General features: G+C 25.3%; 26 protein-coding genes and 2 pseudogenes. 22 read left to right on the top strand and 6 right to left on the bottom strand.

The features are described 5' to 3' along the window. The first annotated feature begins 69 nt into the window (after window positions 1-69). The 4 genes from ACOBME_RS04255 (at window position 70) to ACOBME_RS04240 (ending at window position 2,900) form a co-directional block, all read left to right on the top strand. Window positions 70-876 carry an NAD(+)/NADH kinase gene (locus ACOBME_RS04255; RefSeq protein WP_127093379.1) on the top strand — a complete coding sequence of 269 codons (807 nt, stop codon included), beginning with the start codon at window positions 70-72 and terminating at the stop codon, window positions 874-876. Window positions 877-878: 2 nt separating this feature from the next. Next, entirely contained in the window at window positions 879-1,250 is a 372-nt protein-coding gene (locus ACOBME_RS04250; RefSeq protein WP_040092734.1) for a PTS sugar transporter subunit IIB, read from the top strand. A gap of 61 nt (window positions 1,251-1,311) precedes the next feature. Continuing rightward, window positions 1,312-2,262: a J domain-containing protein gene (locus tag ACOBME_RS04245; RefSeq protein WP_338964225.1), complete on the top strand. Its 951-nt coding sequence runs from the start codon at window positions 1,312-1,314 to the stop codon at window positions 2,260-2,262. Window positions 2,263-2,378: 116 nt separating this feature from the next. Continuing rightward, on the top strand, window positions 2,379-2,900 hold the full coding sequence (locus ACOBME_RS04240; protein ID WP_338964223.1) for a methylated-DNA--[protein]-cysteine S-methyltransferase: 522 nt from the start codon (window positions 2,379-2,381) through the stop codon (window positions 2,898-2,900). A gap of 137 nt (window positions 2,901-3,037) precedes the next feature. Here ACOBME_RS04240 and ACOBME_RS04235 read toward each other — a convergent pair whose 3' ends face one another. Beyond that, window positions 3,038-4,000 carry an IS1/IS1595 family N-terminal zinc-binding domain-containing protein gene (locus ACOBME_RS04235; RefSeq protein WP_338963247.1) on the bottom strand — a complete coding sequence of 321 codons (963 nt, stop codon included), beginning with the start codon at window positions 3,998-4,000 and terminating at the stop codon, window positions 3,038-3,040. Between the two features lie 290 nt (window positions 4,001-4,290). Here ACOBME_RS04235 and ACOBME_RS04230 point away from each other — a divergent pair, with 290 nt between their 5' ends. The 12 genes from ACOBME_RS04230 (at window position 4,291) to ACOBME_RS04175 (ending at window position 14,039) form a co-directional block, all read left to right on the top strand. After that, window positions 4,291-5,397: a hypothetical protein gene (locus tag ACOBME_RS04230; protein ID WP_419334398.1), complete on the top strand. Its 1,107-nt coding sequence runs from the start codon at window positions 4,291-4,293 to the stop codon at window positions 5,395-5,397. 24 nt (window positions 5,398-5,421) lie between these two features. Further along, on the top strand, window positions 5,422-6,447 hold the full coding sequence (locus ACOBME_RS04225) for a hypothetical protein (RefSeq protein WP_338964216.1): 1,026 nt from the start codon (window positions 5,422-5,424) through the stop codon (window positions 6,445-6,447). A 120-nt stretch (window positions 6,448-6,567) separates the two neighbouring features. Next, window positions 6,568-8,181, top strand: coding sequence for a hypothetical protein (locus tag ACOBME_RS04220; RefSeq protein ID WP_338964214.1), 1,614 nt, complete (start codon window positions 6,568-6,570; stop codon window positions 8,179-8,181). Between the two features lie 2 nt (window positions 8,182-8,183). Then, window positions 8,184-8,657, top strand: a complete 474-nt coding sequence (locus ACOBME_RS04215) for a hypothetical protein (protein WP_419334395.1) — start codon at window positions 8,184-8,186, stop codon at window positions 8,655-8,657. Between the two features lie 134 nt (window positions 8,658-8,791). Beyond that, the gene (locus ACOBME_RS04210) at window positions 8,792-9,187 is read left to right on the top strand and encodes a hypothetical protein (protein WP_338964210.1); all 396 of its coding nucleotides are present in this window, start codon (window positions 8,792-8,794) and stop codon (window positions 9,185-9,187) included. A gap of 49 nt (window positions 9,188-9,236) precedes the next feature. Beyond that, a complete protein-coding gene (locus ACOBME_RS04205; RefSeq protein ID WP_338964208.1) occupies window positions 9,237-9,518 on the top strand; it encodes a hypothetical protein in 282 nt (93 codons plus the stop codon). 294 nt (window positions 9,519-9,812) lie between these two features. Continuing rightward, the gene (locus ACOBME_RS04200; RefSeq protein ID WP_338964205.1) at window positions 9,813-10,355 is read left to right on the top strand and encodes a hypothetical protein; all 543 of its coding nucleotides are present in this window, start codon (window positions 9,813-9,815) and stop codon (window positions 10,353-10,355) included. Window positions 10,356-10,606: 251 nt separating this feature from the next. Then, window positions 10,607-12,292 (top strand): hypothetical protein, encoded by a 1,686-nt coding sequence (locus ACOBME_RS04195; protein WP_419334390.1) that lies wholly within the window; start codon window positions 10,607-10,609, stop codon window positions 12,290-12,292. A 48-nt stretch (window positions 12,293-12,340) separates the two neighbouring features. Continuing rightward, entirely contained in the window at window positions 12,341-12,799 is a 459-nt protein-coding gene (locus ACOBME_RS04190) for an SLC5/6 family protein (RefSeq protein ID WP_338964201.1), read from the top strand. Then, window positions 12,784-13,206, top strand: coding sequence for a hypothetical protein (locus tag ACOBME_RS04185; RefSeq protein ID WP_419334387.1), 423 nt, complete (start codon window positions 12,784-12,786; stop codon window positions 13,204-13,206). The genes ACOBME_RS04190 and ACOBME_RS04185 overlap by 16 nt, the downstream gene beginning before the upstream one ends. A gap of 60 nt (window positions 13,207-13,266) precedes the next feature. After that, complete coding sequence (locus ACOBME_RS04180; protein WP_419334384.1) at window positions 13,267-13,887, top strand: SLC5/6 family protein; 621 nt, start codon at window positions 13,267-13,269, stop codon at window positions 13,885-13,887. Then, on the top strand, window positions 13,881-14,039 hold the full coding sequence (locus ACOBME_RS04175; protein ID WP_338964195.1) for a hypothetical protein: 159 nt from the start codon (window positions 13,881-13,883) through the stop codon (window positions 14,037-14,039). Before ACOBME_RS04180 ends, ACOBME_RS04175 begins: the two co-directional genes overlap by 7 nt. Window positions 14,040-14,169: 130 nt before the next feature. Here ACOBME_RS04175 and ACOBME_RS04170 read toward each other — a convergent pair whose 3' ends face one another. Then, window positions 14,170-14,571 (bottom strand): PTS sugar transporter subunit IIA, encoded by a 402-nt coding sequence (locus ACOBME_RS04170; RefSeq protein WP_338966566.1) that lies wholly within the window; start codon window positions 14,569-14,571, stop codon window positions 14,170-14,172. Window positions 14,572-14,768: 197 nt separating this feature from the next. Here ACOBME_RS04170 and ACOBME_RS04165 point away from each other — a divergent pair, with 197 nt between their 5' ends. Both ACOBME_RS04165 and ACOBME_RS04160 read left to right on the top strand, forming a co-directional pair. Beyond that, complete coding sequence (locus ACOBME_RS04165) at window positions 14,769-14,936, top strand: hypothetical protein (RefSeq protein WP_338964193.1); 168 nt, start codon at window positions 14,769-14,771, stop codon at window positions 14,934-14,936. A gap of 239 nt (window positions 14,937-15,175) precedes the next feature. Further along, window positions 15,176-15,430 carry a phosphoheptose isomerase family protein gene (locus tag ACOBME_RS04160; RefSeq protein WP_338964191.1) on the top strand — a complete coding sequence of 85 codons (255 nt, stop codon included), beginning with the start codon at window positions 15,176-15,178 and terminating at the stop codon, window positions 15,428-15,430. On the opposite strand, the pseudogene ACOBME_RS04155 reads toward ACOBME_RS04160, so the two are convergent. Further along, window positions 15,362-15,601 (bottom strand): annotated as a pseudogene (locus ACOBME_RS04155) (IS30 family transposase); the annotation flags it as partial. The gene ACOBME_RS04160 and the pseudogene ACOBME_RS04155 overlap by 69 nt on opposite strands. Before the next feature lie 77 nt (window positions 15,602-15,678). On the opposite strand from ACOBME_RS04155, the gene ACOBME_RS04150 reads away from it, so the two are divergent. Continuing rightward, entirely contained in the window at window positions 15,679-16,641 is a 963-nt protein-coding gene (locus ACOBME_RS04150) for an IS1/IS1595 family N-terminal zinc-binding domain-containing protein (protein ID WP_338963247.1), read from the top strand. 33 nt (window positions 16,642-16,674) lie between these two features. On the opposite strand, the pseudogene ACOBME_RS04145 reads toward ACOBME_RS04150, so the two are convergent. Beyond that, window positions 16,675-16,899: pseudogene (locus ACOBME_RS04145) on the bottom strand (IS30 family transposase); the annotation flags it as partial. 119 nt (window positions 16,900-17,018) lie between these two features. Between ACOBME_RS04145 and ACOBME_RS04140 the strand changes: the two are divergent. Together ACOBME_RS04140 and ACOBME_RS04135 are read left to right on the top strand one after the other, a co-directional pair. Further along, the gene (locus ACOBME_RS04140) at window positions 17,019-17,129 is read left to right on the top strand and encodes a lipoprotein (protein WP_338964107.1); all 111 of its coding nucleotides are present in this window, start codon (window positions 17,019-17,021) and stop codon (window positions 17,127-17,129) included. After that, window positions 17,107-18,849: a spiroplasma phage ORF1-like family protein gene (locus ACOBME_RS04135; RefSeq protein WP_419334380.1), complete on the top strand. Its 1,743-nt coding sequence runs from the start codon at window positions 17,107-17,109 to the stop codon at window positions 18,847-18,849. Before ACOBME_RS04140 ends, ACOBME_RS04135 begins: the two co-directional genes overlap by 23 nt. 63 nt (window positions 18,850-18,912) lie before the next feature. On the opposite strand, the gene ACOBME_RS04130 is transcribed toward ACOBME_RS04135, so the two are convergent. Both ACOBME_RS04130 and ACOBME_RS04125 read right to left on the bottom strand, forming a co-directional pair. After that, window positions 18,913-19,215, bottom strand: a complete 303-nt coding sequence (locus ACOBME_RS04130) for a hypothetical protein (RefSeq protein ID WP_419334377.1) — start codon at window positions 19,213-19,215, stop codon at window positions 18,913-18,915. Continuing rightward, window positions 19,196-19,303: a lipoprotein gene (locus ACOBME_RS04125; protein ID WP_419334375.1), complete on the bottom strand. Its 108-nt coding sequence runs from the start codon at window positions 19,301-19,303 to the stop codon at window positions 19,196-19,198. The genes ACOBME_RS04130 and ACOBME_RS04125 overlap by 20 nt, the downstream gene beginning before the upstream one ends. 119 nt (window positions 19,304-19,422) lie before the next feature. Between ACOBME_RS04125 and ACOBME_RS04120 the strand changes: the two genes are divergently transcribed. After that, window positions 19,423-20,391, top strand: a complete 969-nt coding sequence (locus tag ACOBME_RS04120) for an IS30 family transposase (RefSeq protein ID WP_419334373.1) — start codon at window positions 19,423-19,425, stop codon at window positions 20,389-20,391. Window positions 20,392-20,470 lie beyond the last annotated feature (79 nt).

Raw genomic sequence — 20,470 nt, 5'->3', positions numbered from 1 at the left:
TAATCCGACTTACAATTTAAAATAAAGGTATAATATAACTAAAATGTTAAGAAAAGGTGGATGATAACAATGTTTAAATATGCAATTATTGCAAATGACTATCAAGAATCAGCCAAGTTGGTTAGTAAAATTGCCAAAACATTACAAAATTATGGTTTAGCAGAAGATATTGTTAATCCAGAATATGTTTTTGTTATTGGTGGGGATGGTACCTTATTACGCGCTGTTAATGAGTTCCAAGATATTATTGATGAAGTTTATTTTATTGTTATCAAGTCTGGATCATTGGGGTTTTATGCTAATTATGATGAGAAAACATATTCTCGAGCAATTGATGCAATTATTAATGATACAGCGCGGATTCGGCAAATGCCCTTATTAGAAATTAAATATAACAATAATATTATTCGCTATGCTTTAAACGAAGCAAAAGTTGTTGACCATGTTAAAACAATTCGGACTGACATTTATGTCAATAATGATTTGTTAGAACATTTTCGTGGGAGTGGTTTAGTATTTGCAACAAAAACAGGGTCAACAGGGTATATGCGAGCAATTAATGGCTCAATTATTGCGGCGAATATGACAACATTATGACAATTAAAAGAAATTGCCCCCGTTGCTAATTCAACATTTTCAACGATTAATGCTTCTATTATTTTGGACCAAGCACAGGTTGTTCGCTTAACAGGAGAATTAGCAGGGAAAAGTTTAGTTATTGATACTTATGAATCAGAAATTTTGAGTTCGCAAATTGAATTAAAAATTAGTCAAAAAACATTAAATTTATTTTATGATGAAGAAAATAATTTAAGTATGATTGCTAAAATGAAAATTTTATTTGCACATTGTAATAACAACAGAAGGGATGAGTAGCAATGCGAGCAGAATATATCATCATTATTGTAGTGGCCATGATTTTAATGCTATTATTTATTTTAATGATGGTTTTTCGTAAAAAGATTTTTAATTTTCAAAAATTCTTAATTCCAAAGCAAAAAATCTCTTTTTCTGTTAATGACCTAATCACGATTTTAGGGACAAGTGATAACATTGTTATGGTTAAAGCAACTTTGACCCGTTTACGAGTAACAGTAAAAGATTTGGATGAAGTTGATTTTGAATTATTAAAAACAAAGTTTAAACTAAAACACATTGATACTGTTTTACAAACAGTAATTATGCCATTTGGTAATATTAGTGTGGCTGTTAAGAGTGAAATTGATGCCGTAATGCAAAAAGAACAATAGATAATATTTGATTAATAAATTGACGATAGTAAAATTGTTATAAAAAGGAGTATATATCACAATGAATTGAGTAATTATAGTTTTGGTCATTGTTGCTTTTTCTTTAGTGGGAGCTTTGTTTAGTTTTTGGTTTCGAAAGGCAAAATATCATTTTAAAAATGAAGAACATACCATTAATGGCAAAGACCAAGCTGATAAAAGTTATGAGCTTATGATGACAATTATTGCTGAAGATGAATCAATTGCAAAATATTTGTTACCATTACCACGATATGTTGATACTTCAATCCCAGATTATCAAATTGATTTTAACTTAGGATTATTTATGTCTGATTATTGAGAATTAATTCATTATTTGAATAAAACAACAGACCCAATTGCAAACGATATTTTTATTGAATATTTTACAACAATTAATGAAGAATTAAATAATTTATTAACAGAAGTTATTAGTAACAACATTGAACCGTTAGCAACAGTCTTTGTAGCATTATATTATCAAGAAACATGAGATAAAACTTTTGTTGAATGTTTTTTAAAACCATGTGTCTTATTAACTAGAAAGATGTTAGCAACGCATTTAGTTCTTGGTAGTTTTACAATTTTGAAACAAATTAAATTTTATTTACGATGAAAAGATCGCCAAATTTTTGCTGAATTAGAAGCAGTTTTTTCTACCGCTTTAAATGAACATCTTACTTTGGTAAATAAAATTTATCAAGAATTTATTCAGAAATTAGAAACTGATTTTAACACTTTTTTTGATTCACAAACATGAGAAAACTTTCAACAACCTGCATCAACTACTGCTGAATTAGAAGAATTATATCAATTGTTTGGGTTAAATTCATCAGCTTCAATTAATGATATTAAACGAGCATATCGTCAGTTAGCAAAAAAATATCATCCTGATTTAAATAAAAGTTTTGATAGTGAAGAACTAATGCGAAAAATTAATGATGGTTATGAAAAGTTATTAGCTAATCATCAACAAGAAGAAACGGAAGTTTAAATATTTGTTAGTTACCAATTATTTTTATTAAAATTAATAGTATAATTTTATTAACTTAATGGATAAAAGAATTTATTTTAGTATGCAAAAGTTATGACAAGAGAGGAAAAATAAATATGGCTGTGCAAAAAGTAATAAAATGATACTATACTAATTTAAAATTTAATAATTGAGATTTATATGTTGCTGTTTCTGACCAAGGAGTTACTTTTATTGGTTCTAACCATAAAGGTTTTAGTGAGTTAGAATATTGACAACAGAAAAAAGGTACAAATATTCTGTTAGTTGCTGATCAAGGGGGAAAGACCGATAAGGTAATTACCCAATTAACAGAATATTTAGCAGGGAAACGAACAACTTTTACCTTACCGTTTGATTTTATTGGAACATTGTTTCAACAAAAAGTTTGACGAGAAGTTGCAAAAATACCATATGGGACAACAACTTGTTACTCAGATATTGCCCAAAAAATTGGCCATCCCCGCGCCGTTCGTGCTGTTGGAACTGCCATTGGAAATAATTCAATGACAATTATTGTGCCATGTCACCGTGTTCTTGGCAAGAATAATGCTTTACGTGGTTATCGTGGTGGATTGGAAATGAAAGCATCATTATTACAATTAGAAAACATTTGATAATTTACAATATTTTATTATTTAAAAATAAAATATTTTTCTTTAATTTTGTCGAAAACTCTTGATGAAATAAAAAAAATCATCAATATGACAATTTGAAAACTAATTTTGTGTAAGATTATGATTTTGCTTTAAATTTTTTAAACGTTAAAATATAATACCGTTGATTGTTGGTTTGGTGTTAAACCTTTGTGTTGGTATTTTCATTTTCAGAGCTTTAAATAATTTTGAATATTAGTGAAACCCAAACCATGATAATGAATTAAGGCTTCTTTAAGACTGGATTGTAATTTACTAATCTTATTTAACTTTTGATAACTAGTATCAGGGTTTGTACTAGTTTTGGTGGAATATAGAGTAGAATTTGTTTGTTTTGCTACTAATAAATATAGTGGTTGCATATCAGAAATAATTATTGATTTTTCTTTAATTAGTTGCTTATTCATATTTTCAATAATCCATTGTTTTTGTAATCTTTTGGTATTGGTGGATTGAACAAAAATATTATTATTGCTATCAACTGCCATTTGAATACAGCATTTGGTATCAGTTGAAAATGGATCGAGATGAGTTTTTCGTTTATCAAATTTATCTTTAAAATTGCCTTTATGAATTTCTTTAATAAATGTTTCATCCATTTGGATTTGACCATTTAATTTTTTAAATTTTAACTGTGTATTTTCTAATTGTTTTGATTGCATTAATTTTTGTCGATTATATCAAGCGGTTTTTGGGGTTGTTTTAATAAAACGAGAAATTATTTTACTAGATTGTCCTAACAATGAAATTTGAATTAATAAATTTCACTGTTCATAATTTAAATGACTTCAATAAGTAAAATGATGACGAAATGCATCAAAACTAGCACGACATTTTTTACATAAATATTTTTGTTTTCCTTCGGAATTATGACCATTTTTAACACAATGAAAAGATTTGCAATTAGGACATATAATGCCTTTATCTCTAAATTTTTGATCAATTTCATTTAAACGTTTTTGTTTTTTAATTAAGTCTGCTTGTTGTTTTATTTTTTCATAAAATTCTAAAAATTGATCATCTGTTAAGCTATTTATTAATTCTGTAATTATTTTTTTCATCATTTATTTACCTCTATATATTAAAAATATACCTAATTTTAGGTATATTTTATAAATATCAAGAGTTTTCGACAAAATTAAAGATATTTTTTAATTTGTAATTTTTAAAATTATGTTATGATTATTGTGGCCCTTTTGATAACGTTTAAGATGTAATCTTTAGGAAAAAAGAAAAAATAAAGATTAATTTAAATAATATATCAAAAAATCAATCAGTATGTATAAAAAATATTTTTATGTATAAGATAAACGTATTAAAATGTAAAGTTAAATAATATCAATTAAATTATTATATGAAAGGATATATTAATCAATGAAGAGGACTCTTAGTTATTTTAGGAATGACATTGTTAACAACAACAAGTGTTATGCCAGTTATAAGCTGTGCACAGTCAGAACAAAAGGAATTAACAATTTATGATCAAATTAAAAAATCATTGCAAAATACAATTACTTTTGATGATGATTGAATTACTGATTATTCGCAACCAGAAGATAAGATTGAAAAGTGAAGTAAACGTTTAATAAATACTGGTTGGACACTTTTTAATAAATTAATTAGTGATTTAATAACACAACAGTTATTCAAGGATGTTCCTGATTTGTTGGAACGATATCCTGATTTTTCGTTATCAGCAATTGTTTCAATGAATGAATTTTCTAAAGTAAGCACAGATATTAAAAAAAATGAACAAATATTATTTAATTATGATGTAAGTTATAATTTGCAACAATTACAAAATATTCCATTTCAAGATTTATTAGATAGTAATAATTTACTTCCTAATGACAAAGTCGCTATGATTAGGTTTTGTGTAGGATCAATATCAGTATTTGGTCAATATAAAATTGAAGGAACAGGTAATCAAAATCAAGTTTTATTTAATCAAAAGAATTTTATTGGCAATGATAAAAAAAGACTAAATTATTTGTCAAAAATGTTGAATGATACTACTGCAATTAAGGCTTTTGACGGGAGTTATCGTAAGTTTTTAATGATGAGCCGTTCTATACATGGTGTTAGATTTGACAAATCGGATTTTCTTACTGAAAATTTAGTAAAAGAAATTTATGATGATAGTAATGTTTTTATTAAAAATAAAGTAAACATATTGAAAAATTTGAAAAAAAATTTTATAGAAGATTATAAAATTGAAAGTATATTTGATTCTATGCCAACAGTTTTTGATGATTTTTATATTGATGTATCATTAGTAAAAGCAGTTTTAACTTCGGAGATTAAATCAGATCCAGCAATGAATTATGTTTATGGGTCAGATTCACGAACATATTATAAAAACATGTTGATTGTTAATGTTAAAACAACATTAAAAATGGGTAATATAACTTCAGATATTACAATTGATGAAGAGTTAGCTTTACATATTTTATACGTTTAGTAAGAAAAGGAAAAGTATATATTTATGGCAAAAAAGAAATTATCTGCGCGAGAAATCGTTGATAAAATTTTTGGTGTGAAGCAAAAGTCACTTTGAAAATCAAAACGTTTTATTATTTTAATTTCTAGCGTTACATTTTTAGGTGCAACTGGAATCGCAACGGGATGCATTTTAACAACCCAAAGTAACAATGTACAAACTTATTATCAGTTTAATAATAAATATTTTAATACCAAGGCAGCAGCTGTTATGTATGCAATGAATAGTGCCCAAAAAGGCAGTTTTGGTTATAATACTAATAATTATCTTTTTGAAGGACAAGTTTTTAGTACGCAATCAAAATTAAAGGATTATATTCAAAATCGTTTTCCAATTAGTACTGTTCAAACAAATCGTAATCCAGGAGAATATACGATTAATAGTAGTGGTGAGTTATCACGTGATGTTTTAAGTGCATCATATGAAAAACCAACTATGGTATATCGTGGAAATGATAGTAGTGCTTATTTAACAAAAACCGAGGCATTGGAAACCTTTTATAATTATCAAAAAGTTTATAACATTGAAGGCCAAATTCGTTATAATGAATATGAAGCCAGAGAATTGTATGAAAATTTGATTAAGAAAAAATTAGAAGGTTCTTTAACAAGTAAAACAACTTGTTATTTACAAGGAGCAATTTGTCAAACGGAACAAGAAATTAAGAATTGATTACGTAATGGTATTAAAAACGGATTTGAATATCGTGGACAATATTTTTCTAATTATAATTTTTCAGAATTTTTAACTGTGATGAATAATATTGATGAATATACTGTTAATAAATATGTCAAAGAAGTTGTCAATCCAGATAAGAATTTTTATTGAATCTCACAAGATAGAGGCAATGATCTTCTAAATAGTTATTTTATTGGTCCAAAATATGTTGAAACAACAGAAAAATTACCAGGAAGTTTAAATTTTAAAGAAGTTAGTTCTTTTACTCCCTCAATTTTCTTTGCACCATTAGCATTTAGAACAATTGACAGTATTAATACTATTCTTTTTTAAAACAAGGTTAAAAAATACCGTTGGGATAATCTTAATATCATAGAATATATAGACTTTTTAGTTAAAGATGAAGTTATTTTACAAAGTAAATTTAATAATTTAAAAACAATAATTAAAACTTTGAATATTCCTACTAATATTATTGAAGATTCATCAATTAATTTAGAAGATATTAATGACCCTAGTTTTACTGATTTTCATAAATTATTAGTAGCAATGAAACGAATGTTAACTTATACTAAGGTATATTCTTCATCAACTGATTATGCCGCTACAAAATTAGGAACTGCTTTTAAGAAAATTATTGTTGATATTTTAAATAATAATAAAGAAACGACGGGTGTCTTAATGAATTCTGATAAGGGTGCAGATGAGCTTCTTGATTATGGTGTTTCTTTTAATGATATTTATAATATGTTTTTAAACCAGGGTGCTTTATTTGAAGATGGTGGTAATAATCGTAAAATGTGAAATATTGCACAAAAGATTCAATCTTCAATTGATAATGTAATGAGCGTTGTTGAAGGGGTAAACAAGATTGCTGATGGTTATCAAAGTCTCTATAAAAATAATAATACTAGTGATAAACAAATTCAAACTGGGCGAAATAATTTAAGTCGGAACTTAAAGAGCGCAATTGGTAGTTCAGCTGGTAAAATTTTAAGTAAGTTAAAACTTGTTGGTAAAGTTCTCCCAATTGCTAATATTTTTAGTGGAATATGAGAGTTAAGCAAAACTTTTAGTTTTATTTATTTAAAGACAATGGAATATAAAATTGATCATAATAATTCAATATATTATGTGACACCAACATTTAAATTACCAATTTTTGATATTGAATTAACATCTTCTCAGCCCAAAACAAGGGTAACACCATTAGCAACTTCAGCATTAAATTATATGTTACCAGATGGCAAAGATGCTAAAGGCCAAAAGTTATATGAATTTAATGATCAATATTATTTATCAAAAGATGCTGTAAAAGCAGATTTAATTCGACAAATTTATTTACATCCAGAGCGTTATGTTCCAAATAGAAAATTAATGATTAGTATTATGGCAAAAGATGTACCATACTGATTACCCGAAACAATTAGTAATGCAAATATTTGTGGGACAACAGCTGATGATACCAATTGTATTAATCAGGTTGATTATGATTCAACCTTAAGCGAGGAAAAAGATCAGTTTATTAATCAAATTTTTACAACTTATTTTAAACCAAGACAACAAAGTTTTTATTTAGATGGTTTTGGAAACTATTTTTCAAATAAGGATGAAGCATTAGCTAGTTTAGCTGAGAATGTTGCGTTAGCTAACTTTGATGTTTTATATCGTTATCAAACAAGAACGGGAAAAGAGTTTTTTGCTAATAGTAAAACTGAAATTATTAATTTTATTAATAACAATGAAATTATTGATAATAAACAAGTTATTAATAGTGATTTAATTACAACATCACATTATGATGCATTATCAGATTATTTATGAATTAAGTTTGAACTTTATACCTTAGAATATTATGGTGATCACAAATACTTTATGTCGCACCAACAAACGTGAAATTATCTATGAAATCATATTAATTATCAAATCTTAAACTTTGATGCAACAATAAATAGTTTTCAGTTTGGTGAACATGCCTTTTTTAATGAAAATGATTTTATTGCTTGAATTAATGTCAATATTATTCGAGTGCAAGGGGAAAAAGATGATAGAAAGGTTGTGAATTAAAAATGTTAAAGTTATTAGTGCTAGTAACATCAATTTTTACTATTACTCCAACAGTAACTTCTAGTATTTATTATACGGCAGTTGCACCAACAAATGATTATGCGATTAGTCGCGAAGTTCTTCGAGAAAATATTTTAGCTAATCGTGTTTATGGTGGTCAAGTTAATTATAGTGAATATGATGGTCAAACCTTTCATTCTGATGAAGCATTAAATGAATATTTATTAAAAAATAATAAGGTAACTACCATGTTAACTGCTTCTAATCCAAATAAAATTATTAAAAATTATGAACATATGACATTAGATGATAAGAAAATTTATGATGCTGATTTAAATAATTTTCAACAATTGTATCGTGATGCTTTTGGGAATGTGGCATATAGTCGACAAGATGCGTTAAATATTTATACAAACGAAGGGTTAGTAAAACCACAATACAGTTATGATGGTTTTTATTGGTTTGATACACCATAAGAAGCAAAGATTAATGAAAAATATAAAATGAAAATTAATAAATCATTATATTATATTTATCATTATATTATATTTATAATAATCAATATTATAATGCTTTTAATAATCAAGATATTAATGCCTTGGTTTCCTTAATGGAAGAGGGTTATTATGCTAATATTAACCAATCATTGCCAGGAAAACCATTAGTAAAACCAATTGTTGAACAAGGAAATAGTAAATTAATTTATGATTTATTAAAAAAAGATCTACGCAAATATTTTAATGGTGATTATTATAATGATGTTGCTAAAACCGAAACGAGATATCGGTTAGCAATTGCTGCAACAGGCACTAATCGAATAACAGTACAATATTCTGATTTAAATGGTAGATATTTAACAGGAGAAGATTATTGCGCTGGAACTAGTCAAACTTTGGAATTCACAGATGTTGGCGTGAAAAAAAGTGGTCAAGATCTTATTAATTGATTTAAGAATACAGGATATTGAGTACCAAGAAAACAAGGAAGGTGTTGGCTTAGGACATAAATATTGAACCCGTCAGTTTACTGGAATTTATAAAAATCAACGTGTTAAGATGCAAATTAATTTAGTTCCAAAATGAAGTTATGGTTTTGGAAAGACAAAAGCACCTGATATTAATAGTTATAGTGTCGTTGACCAATCGGTGGGGAAAATTAAGTTATATGCTAATCCGAAGCAGAATGATGATCAGTTTTTAGATGTTACCGCAGAGAAAAAAGGAGTTTTTTCGAATGGGAATATTACGACTGAAGAAAAAACCCGCTTTTATGATACTTGATATGACCTTTATTTTAATAGTGTTTTAACTAATTTTGGTTTAAATAATAACCGTTAAGTAACATATCAAGATATTAAAAAAGGTAATTATCTTACAAATCCTACTTTTGAGAGTACTAATGGGAAAGGATTTATTTATAAGGATAAAGCTTATGATGTTAATTATAACAAAGGATATAGCCAATCCTTAATTCAAAGTTATTTAAATTGAATTCCTGTTAAAGAAAAGTTATTAGCAAAGCCGGTTGTTCATGATGGTCAGTATTATTATCAATTACGACCAGATTTTTTAGCAACAGCAGAACAATTAGATAAATTCTTATATTTAGAAGGAAGCTTTCAGACAAAGTTAATGTATTCGTATTCTCCTGATCCTGATGTTTCTGATCGTGATGGGCGAATGTTAGCAGCAACATTACAAGAAGCAAAGGAAAAAGAATTAATTAATAAGGACCGAACATTACGGAAACAATATTTAGCGTATGATGTTTTTGGCAATAAAGAAGTAACAACAAGTAGTGCCAGGGAGGCAATCCAACAGTTAACTAATAAAATTCAGTTAACATCAAAGTTTGTTCATAAAAATGAAATTAAAACATGAAACTTAAAAATGAAAAGATCATGAGATTTAATAATTTCTGATGGACGTTATGTTGTATATCGAATTACTGATCCAAATCAAGCGGGGAAATTTATTTATTTTTCTTCACAAGATGTCGCATTAGCAGCCATTAAAACGGCGGCAAAACTTAGTTCAGCGGTTAATAAACTTGAAAAATCAGTTTATTTATATAGTTATATAACTCAATCAAAATCAGTTGTTCCTTTTGTCTTTTATGATAATGATGTTGATAGTGTTATTACCAAGATTTATGAATATGAACAATGAAATTAAGTTTTTAAGTGATTTTTGTTGTTTTAATAAATTAAAATAAAGACTAACTATGTGAAATATATTAATTGGTATTCCAAAGGGTTAGTCTTTTCTTCATTAATTATAAAATGTTTAATAATTTGTTTGAGGGATGATATTTTTTATTTTATTGAAAATTAGTTATTTTTTATTTTTTTTGATAAAATAAATAAGTATCTTATTTAAACTGACATAACATTTGAGGCCAATTAATATCAAAAGGAGAAAAAATTATGCGAAAATTTCAGACAATACTAAGTAGTTTATTAGTGTTTAGTTCTGCTACAACAACATTAATTCCCGCCACTAATTTTATTATTCAACCAGTACCCTATAAGGGATCATCATCAGTATCTAGTTCAAACAATATTTATGATTTTGTTTATTCTGGTTATTTATTAAGTTATTTTATTTCTAAATCTTCAAATATTAGTACTAATAGAACTGTTAAAAAATTAGAACAAAATATTGTTAACAATAAAGACATAATTTATTCAACAGCCGGAAGTACAAGTAATGTTACAATGCAAAATGCGAATGTGTTTGAAACAGCATTAATGGCATCAATTGTTAATATTAGCATTTATGGAATGGATAGTTGAAAAGAATTTTTTGCGGAAGCTTATTCAAAATGGATTACAACTCCTGATGAAATGAAAAATAAAAGCTGGGAAATTTTAAATAATTTTTTCATAGATATTTATCCATACTTACAAAGTAATAATTTTGGAGCAAGACCTGATACGTTACAAAATAGTTTACAGTACATTGATAACTATTTTTTTAATTCAACCGCTTCAATTACAGTAACAAAACCAGCAGTTTATGACACAACGTTAACAATGAAACCAAGTGATGTAGTTGATTTACAATATCAATCACTTTTTGGGACAAGATTTGGTTTACAACAAAAAATTCCAAATAATTTTAATCTTTGAAATAATAGTTATACTTATAATGCTCTTAAAACAAGCTTAATAATGTGACAAACAAATGCTAAGAAAGATGTCACTAATGATGTTATGATATTTAATGGTGATGTCTTACAAGATAATATCATTAATTTTAATGGTAATAATTTATCTGCTGGCTTAGCAAATATGATGAATGATTCATATACGAAAGCTTCTGCAGTATCATTAAAGAAATATCAAGATTTTGTTCAGCAAGCCACGCAGAGTCACTATTCATCATTTGATAAATTAGATAGTGATTTAAAAAAATTGACAAAATATGAAACCATTAATTATCAAACCGGTAGTACCATTTTCTTAAAAGATAGTGTTGATGCAATGCGAAATTATTATGGTTGAGAAGATAGTACTGTTAATAGTTTTGAGAAACAAATTTTAAATTTATTTAATATTACTTATACTATGACTGGTGATAATTTTAAATATTTCTTAGCTTGTTTTTTATTTTCACCAGATACCCCATTAGTTAACCAAGCAAGTCAAACCGAGGCTTTTACAAGATATGTTTTTTATAGAACTACAGGTACGGATCAAATTTGATCAAGTTCTACTGCTTTTATTGTTTTTTCGGCAAAAGGGTTTAACAATTATTTAAAAAGTGGTATTAGTCAAGAATACCAAACGGGGTGATGAAGTTCACCAAACATCTTTACTGCATTAGACCATGAAATGGGGCATGCGGTTGATTTTTATTATGGAATGATAACTTCGGCTCGAACAAATGCCGCAAAGAAATTTAGTAATATTTTAAATGAATTAGGAATTAAAGGGGTATATAGTGGCAATGTTTTTGGTTATGATAATATTATTAATTATAATACAAAAGCTAGTGCTATGAAAATTGCTTTGATTGTTATCTTTGGGGTCTTTTGTGTCAGCATTATTATTTCTATTATTTGAAGTACTGCTCTAAGAAAAGCAACTCGTAAAAAAACAGATGAATAAAAAATGCAATGATTGCATTTTTTAATTTAAAGAAGAAGGGAGATTAAAATGAGTAATAAGAAACAGATGACAAAATTTGGGTTTATTGTTTCATCGTTAGGTGCAGCAATTGGTTTAGGGGCAATTTGAGGGTTACCGGGATATATTAATAAAAATGGAGGATTTTATTTTTTCTTAATTTATATTTTTGCAATGTTAATTGTCGGAGTCCCATTATTAATTTTTGAATTTAATTTAGGGAATCTTCGTCGTAAAAGTGTTATTAATATTTTTGAAAAAGAAAGTGTTTGCTTTAGTAAATTTGTTGGTTGATTTCAAGCAACTTTAATGATCATTATTCCAATTTATTATGCTGTATTAGTTGGTTACACCGTTATTTCCATTGGGATTGAATTTAGTCCTGCGTTAATTAGTAATGTTAATGGTAATATTTTTAATATTCAGATTTTACAACATAGTGGCTTTGGGGTCACTAATAACGGTGGTTTTCAGTGGATTGTTTTTTAGCGTTTCTTTTTGTTGTGTTATTAGTTGGCTTAGTACTATTATTTGGTATTAAAGGAATTGAAAAACTTAATAAGTTTTTTATACCCTTATTATTTTTAATTATTTTAATTTTAGCAATCTATATTTTAACGGTGCCTGGTAGTAGTCAAGGGTTAGCGACATTGTTTTTAGTTGAAAACCTAGAGAAATTAAAGCAAAGCCAAACTTGAAGTAGTGTTTTCTCGTTAGCATTTTTTACAACATCATTAGGAATGGGAATGATGATGCGGTTTGCTGGGGTTGGTCCACAAAACCAAGATAATACTTCAAAAGCTTATTTATTAGTAATTAGAATTTTATTTTTATCAATTACTAACTCAATCTTTATTTTTGGTGCTTATGGTGCAATCGTTAATAATTTAGTTTAAGATAAAAATAATATTTTATTATTTCAAGAACAAATTACAAATAAATTTGGAAATGATTCAATGGTCTTTGTCTTTAATGTCTTACCAGAAACCTTTCATATTATTAATCAAAATACCATTGTTGGTGTTGTGAATTTTTTAGGAATTTTATTCTTTTTAGCATTATTTATTGCCGGGTTAAGTACTACGGTCGGAAATGTTGAAGTTATTGTTGATACAATTGAAACTCAATATGATATTAGTAATCAAAAAGTAATTTGCGGAATCTGTACAACAATTATTATTGTTGGATTTTCGTTAGTCTTTGAAAATACTTATCAGTTAATTAACTCATTTCAATTATTAGCAGCATGGTTAGATCTAATTTTAGTATCCCCAAGTCAAATTATCTTTTTTGTTTGATATGCCAAAAAACTATCTGTTATAGTTAATTATAATAACCAAGTATCATTAATTAAGTTAGGAAAACTATATCGATTTATGATGTATTATTTAATTCCGTTAATTTTAGTAATTATTGTTGGATTTTCTGTCTATGATTTTATTATAAGTTGTACTGTTAATGCTTGATATATTTCAACTTTAGCCTTTGTATTAGGAATTTTAGTGCCAATTTTAGTAGCGTGATTTAATAGTTATTATGGTAAGAAAAAAATAAAGGAGGAAATTAAATCATGTTAGTTATTGTTGCCGTTGTTGTTTTATTAGTATTAGCAGTTTTATTAGCTATTGCGTTTGGTTTTTTTATTTATAAGGATTGGCAACGAAGTCATCATATATCAGATGTTGATCAAAAGTTAATAAAAGAAGAACAAGTAGAAGAAGATTTATAAGAAAGTTTAAATTATAAAGGTAACAGAAGGTAATTACTTTAATATTATTTACATTCTTTATTGATTTTATTGTAGTTTTGTTTTAAATTTATTTGTAAAATAATATTGAGAAAATAAACATTTGTTTATCTTAATTGTCATACTTTAATACAATTTTAATTAATTCAATTGTTGAAGAACATTTTTTAATGTCAGTTAAAAACTCTTTTTTTGAAAATAATTTTGCAATTTGTTGTAGTAATTCAATGTGTGAAAAATTATCTTCTGCAGAAAGAGTTAAACAGTAATTAATATGATATTTTTGTTCTTCTTGAAAAGCAACTGGAATTTTAAAATATGTAAAACTTATTCCATTTTTTAAAATCGTTGAATCGGGCATAATATGCAATAATGCTAGTTTTGGTGCTAAAATGTAATATGGTCCTAAATCATTTGTAATTTCAATAATTTTAGTCGGGAAATCATTCTGAACATAATTATTTTCAATTAGAAGGTTACAAGCTATTTTAACTGCTTCTTCTCATTTCTTAATTGGTTTATCAACATATTGTAATAATTTTTCATTAAAAATTTTTATTTTTATACACCTTTCTATTTTTTTTAATTATTTATATTTTAAAAATAAATTTATAAATTACAATAAAATTAATATTTTTTGCATTTTTTTATTAAAATGCAAATTTTTTGGAAATTTAATATATTATAAATTTTAATAAAAGGAGGGATTAAATGATTCCAATAATTATTGTGGATTTATACAATTTTACATCTTTAGAAAAACAGATAGTGACTGAAATTAATAACCGCCCAGAATATTTTTTAAATAATTCTATAAAAATAATTAGTAAAAACTTTGGAATAGCGGCATCTACTATATCTAGATTATCAAAAAAATAGGGTATAAAAATTTTAAAGAACTTAAAATATTTATTTGTGAAAAGATTAATCAGGTTAAAACTAGTTTTAATTTTTCATATAATGATAAATTATTTAGTACAATTCAAAAAAATAAAAATATTAATTTATATTCTATTTTTGAAACAATTAATAGTTTAAATTTATTAGAAATAAACGATATTATTAATTGTATTTTTATTTCTAAGCGTATTTTTATTTTTGAAATTGGATTATCTACCATGATTTGTTCTGAATTAAATAATAGTTTAATTAAATTGGGATTTAATTCTTTTACATCACAAAATTTTTATGAACAATTACTATTTTTAAATTCATTTAAAGATAGGAGTTTAATGATTTTATTTTCAAAATCCGAATATACTAGTGAAATTTGTGAATTAGTTAAATTATCAAAAAAAAATAACATAAAAACCCAAACGAATTCATTTATACAATGTTTTAACACAAACAGGAAATTTAATACCAAACTTTAAAAAATAACGATGAATAAGTTGTGATGGAGAATCACGATAAACATTAAATCTTATATTAATAAAATTTAATTGTTCTTCTGTAAACTTATATCTTTTATTATTCTTTTTTCTTTTCTCATAATACATTTTATCTGACTTATAAGCACTATATTCATCAATAGTTTTAAACTTTAATTTTGTCGAAAACTCTTGATATTTATAAAATATACCTAAAATTAGGTATATTTTTAATATATAGAGGTAAATAAATGATGAAAAAAATAATTACAGAATTAATAAATAGCTTAACAGATGATCAATTTTTAGAATTTTATGAAAAAATAAAACAACAAGCAGACTTAATTAAAAAACAAAAACGTTTAAATGAAATTGATCAAAAATTTAGAGATAAAGGCATTATATGTCCTAATTGCAAATCTTTTCATTGTGTTAAAAATGGTCATAATTCCGAAGGAAAACAAAAATATTTATGTAAAAAATGTCGTGCTAGTTTTGATGCATTTCGTCATCATTTTACTTATTGAAGTCATTTAAATTATGAACAGTGAAATTTATTAATTCAAATTTCATTGTTAGGACAATCTAGTAAAATAATTTCTCGTTTTATTAAAACAACCCCAAAAACCGCTTGATATAATCGACAAAAATTAATGCAATCAAAACAATTAGAAAATACACAGTTAAAATTTAAAAAATTAAATGGTCAAATCCAAATGGATGAAACATTTATTAAAGAAATTCATAAAGGCAATTTTAAAGATAAATTTGATAAACGAAAAACTCATCTCGATCCATTTTCAACTGATACCAAATGCTGTATTCAAATGGCAGTTGATAGCAATAATAATATTTTTGTTCAATCCACCAATACCAAAAGATTACAAAAACAATGGATTATTGAAAATATGAATAAGCAACTAATTAAAGAAAAATCAATAATTATTTCTGATATGCAACCACTATATTTATTAGTAGCAAAACAAACAAATTCTACTCTATATTCCACCAAAACTAGTACAAACCCTGATACTAGTTATCAAAAGTTAAATAAGATTAGTAAATTACAATCCAGTCTTAAAGAAGCCTTAATTCATTATCATGGTTTGGGTTTCACTAATATTCAAAATTATTTAAAGCTCTGAAAATGAAAATACCAACACAAAGGTTTAACACCAAACCAACAATCAACGGTATTATATTTTAACGTTTAAAAAATTTAAAGCAAAATCATAATCTTACACAAAATTAGTTTTCAAATTGTCATATTGATGATTTTTTTTATTTCATCAAGAGTTTTCGACAAAATTAAAGGTTTTAAAACGCTTAATTTCTCGCAAAATAGTACTACGATTTCTGTTCAAACATTTAGCAATTTGTGAAATATTTATTTCACCATTCTTTTTTAAAAATAATTTTAATAATAATTTTTCCAATTTAACCTTATCAATAAAACTTAAATGACTATACATAACATTTATATACCTTTCATTAATTTATAAATTTAATATTAAAATTATTTAATACATTATTGATATATGATAAAATCAATTATAGCATTCAAGTAATTTTAATAAAGGAGAAGTAAAATATGAAAAAGTTACTAAGTATTTTAGGAGTAATCGGATTAACAGCAACAAGTACAACAACATTAATTAGTTGTGAAAAACCAAATAATAATGAAAACGCGGGGGGGGGGTAATAAACCTACACCAGAACCACAACAACTACCAGAAAATAGCAAATTAACTAATATTCCTAGAACACAGGCGCCTAATAAAGAATTTTTAACTGCTACTAATAAATGATATTTTTATATAAATAAATATGAAAATAATTATATAACGACAAAATTTTATTTTGATAATAATTTTATTAATAATCAAAACACTTGATGACAACACTTAAAAAATGATTCAGATTTTATTTGAAACTATAATTTAGTATATCGTTGAGATGGAAACGGTGAACCAGAATTACCCGTTGTTGATAATGATGGCAAATTAAAATGATATACTGAATATTATCAAAATGTTCGTTCTTTTTTGCTTAAATATATTGATGTTATTGTACAAGAAAATATCCGAATTCAGCAAGGTGGTAATCCAAACTATAATGACCCAAATTTGGGTAGTGAAAGAATAATTTTTGATTTTGAAATTATTAATAATATGGAAAAATTAGATTGAAAACCTGATGTTATTTTAACTAAAAAATTAATTTATCGAATGATTTTAACAATTGATGAAAAGAAAAATATTGTTGCAGGTAGTTTAGAATTAACACATTTTAAACAATATTGAAATGGTAATAATGCAAATAGTTATTGGTATACTGATGATTTAGGTTTTTTATTTTCTTTCATAAAAGAAAAAGAAGATACTTTTAATTTTAGTGCTGAAACTTATAATTATTATCAAGGTAATTCTCCTAATATTGGTAAAATGGTTTTTGAACAGATGAAAGGTCAAATTGATATTAATAAATTTTTAAAAGCCTTTTTTACCCATGCTTTGGTGCCTGTATTTCAAAATCGCAGTAATTTTATTGAAAGTGGTTATATTGATAATTTACAGTATGATACTGTTTTAATTAACTTTTTTGGTTTAAAATTAGTTAATTTTAGAGATGTTTTAATTAATGAAAATAATATGATTAAAAGTCAATTTGAAAAATTATTAAATAGCATGTTCACGGTTTCTCAAAATTTTTATAAAGATTATTTACGTACCATTTTTGATTTAGAAAATAATACTTATGTGCAAGGATATAATAAAAAATATGGTTTATTAGCTAACAATGGTTTTAAAATTTATCCTCGTTATTTTTATTTTTCTGATAAATACAATCAATTAGACATTAAATTGTATTCAGCATTTAAAAATCGTTTTTATAATACTAATTATGGTAATGTGTTTAATTATGATTTTTCAGTTGCAAATAATTATAATATTAATCAAAATGAAGGTTATATTTTTGAAGGTGCTTTAAAAGATAAATACGGTTTAAAATACAAAAAAATTGAAGAACAAAAAATCGGTTATAATGTTTTTGAATTACAAGCTCAAAAAGAAAATGATATGTATCGTTATTATGATTTTAATTTTGGAATTTATAACTGACAAGAAATAAATAATGGCGGGTTGTTTCCTGATGGACAATGATGACAAGCTCAATATGAAAGTTGTAGTTGATATAATTTAGCGTGTCATATAAAAAATGCCGCAATTTGAGTTGTTAATAATATTCCTGGTGTTAAACAAGTAAACGAATTAGCAAGCGGTGTTGGTAAAATATTTCAAACAATATATAGTTTTTTTAGTCAAACATTTGAGGTATGAAAATTTAGTCCAGCATTATATAACACAATAACAAATATATTCCTATTAATTATCTTTATGAAGTTTGTTCGATTAATTTAATAAAAGGACTTGTTAGTCCTTTTATTCTTTTCAATCAATTATTAGTCCTGTGTCTTTATTAATTTATGGTATTTGTGGTTCATTGTTTTTATTTCAACGATATACTAAATTATAGTTTCAAATAAAATCTGAATCATTTTTTAAGTGTTGTCATCAAGTGTTTTGATTATTAATAAAATTATTATCAAAATAAAATTTTGTCGTTATATAATTATTTTCATATTTATTTATATAAAAATATCATTTATTAGTAGCAGTTAAAAATTCTTTATTAGGCGCCTGTGTTCTAGGAATATTAGTTCATTTGCTATTTTCTGGTAGTTGTTGTGGTTCTGGTGTAGGTTTATTACCCCCCCGCGTTTTCATTATTATTTGGTTTTTCACAACTAATTAATGTTGTTGTACTTGTTGCTGTTAATCCGATTACTCCTAAAATACTTAGTAACTTTTTCATATTTTACTTCTCCTTTATTAAAATTACTTGAATGCTATAATTGATTTTATCATATATCAATAATGTATTAAATAATTTTAATATTAAATTTATAAATTAATGAAAGGTATATAAATGTTATGTATAGTAATTTAAGTTTTATTGATAAGGTTAAATTGGAAAAATTATTATTAAAATTATTTTTAAAAAAGAATGGTGAAATAAATATTTCACAAATTGCTAAATGTTTGAACAGAAATCGTAGTACTATTTTGCGAGAAATTAAGCGTTTTAAAACTATTGATGAATATAGTGCTTATAAGTCAGATAAAATGTATTATGAGAAAAGAAAAAAGAATAATAAAAGATATAAGTTTACAGAAGAACAATTAAATTTTATTAATATAAGATTTAATGTTTATCGTGATTCTCCATCACAACTTATTCATCGTTATTTTTTAAAGTTTGGTATTAAATTTCCTGTTTGTGTTAAAACATTGTATAAATGAATTCGTTTGGGTTTTTATGGTTTTTTAAAACAGAATTTACGTCATCGTGGTAAAAAATATAAAACAAAAGGAAAATTTGATAATCGTGGTAAATTAATTAATTTTAAATCAATATGAGATATTGAGAAAAAAGAGACTGATGTTGGTTGATTTGAAATGGATACCGTAGTTGGAAAAGAGCATCAATCTAGTAATTTGGTTTTAGTTGAACAAAATAGTAAAAGTTATTTTGTTATGAAATTAAAAAATCATACTGCTAATGAAGTTGTGGAAAAGTTTAAAGATATTGTTATAAGTAATAATTTATTTGGGAAAATTAAAGGAATAATAACTGATAGAGGAAAAGAATTTAGTAAATGAAGAGAATTAGAAATATTTGCTGAAACACAAGTTTATTTTTGTGACCCCGGTAAACCACAACAAAAACCATTAATTGAATATATGAATTCTGAACTTAGACAATGATTTCCTAAGGGAACTGATTTTAATAATGTTAGTCAACAAAAAATAAATTGAGTAGTTAATGTTATAAATGATAAATTAAGGCCTGTTCTTAATTGAAAAACAGCAAAAGAGGTATTTTCAGATAATTTTAAATAGGTTTATTTGAAGTAATTTAATAAATTATTTTTTAGTGTGCTTAATTTTCCTTAAAATAAAATAAAAACTATAAATATTT

Origin of the sequence: Spiroplasma endosymbiont of Sarcophaga variegata (genome assembly GCF_965178695.1) — a bacterium.
GTDB lineage: Bacteria > Bacillota_I > Bacilli_A > Mycoplasmatales > Mycoplasmataceae > Spiroplasma > Spiroplasma poulsonii.
The sequence above is the reverse complement of the archived record's forward strand: the minus strand, read 5'-3'. Positions and strand labels throughout refer to the sequence as shown.